Raw genomic sequence first — 1,638 nt, 5'->3', positions numbered from 1 at the left:
GAATGCCATAACTGGTTCAGCAATTGGAGGCTTCTTGAGTGGCTTCCTATTTGCTCCAAGCATCCAAACCAGAAGAAGCAAAGAATGTTAGAATTTTACTAACATTCTTCTGTTTCAGAATTGCCCCCGATTATGTAATAATTCTTTTGTGAAAATGCCCTTCAATTAAAATTACACAATCACCAATTAACTCTTATTTATATCCCGTGATGTCCATTTCAATTTCTCCACCGCGGGAAGCATTTTGAAATGCTAAAAAAACTATTTTTTTGTAAAATATTCTTCCAATAACAACTCCTTGGTATTTTATGTCTTTTCCCTTTGACTTAAAAATAAATAAAGACCATAATCTGTCCCTACAGAAACATAACCCATTTGTCTTAACATAGCTGTAATATTCCCGCGATGATACGTCCCATGATTTACAACATGTGTCACTAGCTCGGACACACTTGTTTTCATTAAACCACCTGAGGGATTCTCAATTTCAATAGGTTTGTCTACATTCTCCTTTTTACTTAGGAACAACTTGTATCTCTCTGATAACTTTAAAAACATGGCTTCCATTTCATCTATTCCTTTTGACTCTGTTTCTCTTTTTTGTTGAGAAGCCAACTCCAACGCATAGTTCATACTTTTACCAGAAAAAACCTCTATCCATCCAAGATCAGATAGATAAACATGAGCAAATACATTAGATATCGAGGAGAAGACACTTTCAATTTCTTGACGATAAACATCTTTCGGAAGCTCTTTTAGTCGGTTAAAAATTTGTTGGTTTGCCCATTCATTATAGTTATACAACTGTAATCCAAGCTGTGTCATTCAAAAATACTCCCTTTCATGTTTAATACAACTCATATCTAATTATGAACTATACCATTTTGATTACCAATAATTTCAATAAAGAAGTTATCGGATAAATCGCGGCTCCCATTGCCGGCTTTTTCTCCCCCGGTTACGTATTAATTTACCATATATAGAAGCCTCCAACCCCGTGTTTGAAGGACGATTCGTGGTTTTTTTAATACTTGAAGGAGTCGATCCCATTATTATAGAATTGCCCCCATTTCAGGAAGACTTGAAACTGAGATATCTGCTACTGTGGTTTACTCTTTTTCTACAATAACTTTGCTCGCTATCCTATTGTCGATTTCGTTATCTTGCCCTTTGTCGATTACCCATAAATGCACAATTGGATGATCAGTTTGATTTACATATTCATCTAAATCCTTAAATGCTTCCACTTCTCCACTGAACTTAGTCTTATCATCGATCAAAATTTCATATGTTGGATAAGATGCTTCTGGATCTACATCATCTTCTCCTACGATGATACTATTTTCTTTTACTTCAAGAATTGAACCTTGGAAATCGGCATTATAAACATTATCATCTTCGCGTCCGCAAGCTACTATTAACAGCAATAATATGGATAAACTCCCCAATAATTTCTTTTGCATATTTCCCCCTTTTACTATCTCTTCTTCAGGTTACTCTATTGAGCAATCGCCCCAATTACTGGAAGACTTGATTTCGAGATATTTTGTAGGAAATGGTAACTAACGAACCCTTTAGTTAAATAGCACCTTATTTATAAATTCTGTTTTTGCTTCTGTATATCCCTCACGGTCATTA

The 1,638-nt window shown here is 35.0% G+C and carries 2 protein-coding genes; both read right to left on the bottom strand.

Annotated elements, in window-relative coordinates; translation table 11 throughout:
- Positions 1-306: 306 nt before the first annotated feature.
- Positions 307-825: a DinB family protein gene (locus LF817_RS19945; protein ID WP_253937562.1), complete on the bottom strand. Its 519-nt coding sequence runs from the start codon at positions 823-825 to the stop codon at positions 307-309.
- Between the two features lie 284 nt (positions 826-1,109).
- Positions 1,110-1,463, bottom strand: a complete 354-nt coding sequence (locus LF817_RS19940) for a hypothetical protein (protein WP_253937561.1) — start codon at positions 1,461-1,463, stop codon at positions 1,110-1,112.
- Between the last annotated feature and the right edge of the window lie 175 nt (positions 1,464-1,638).

Origin of the sequence: Halobacillus sp. A1, assembly GCF_024189295.1 — a bacterium.
Classification (GTDB): domain Bacteria; phylum Bacillota; class Bacilli; order Bacillales; family Halobacillaceae; genus Halobacillus_A.
Note: the sequence above shows the minus strand (reverse complement) of the source record. Positions and strands in the feature narration are given on the sequence as shown.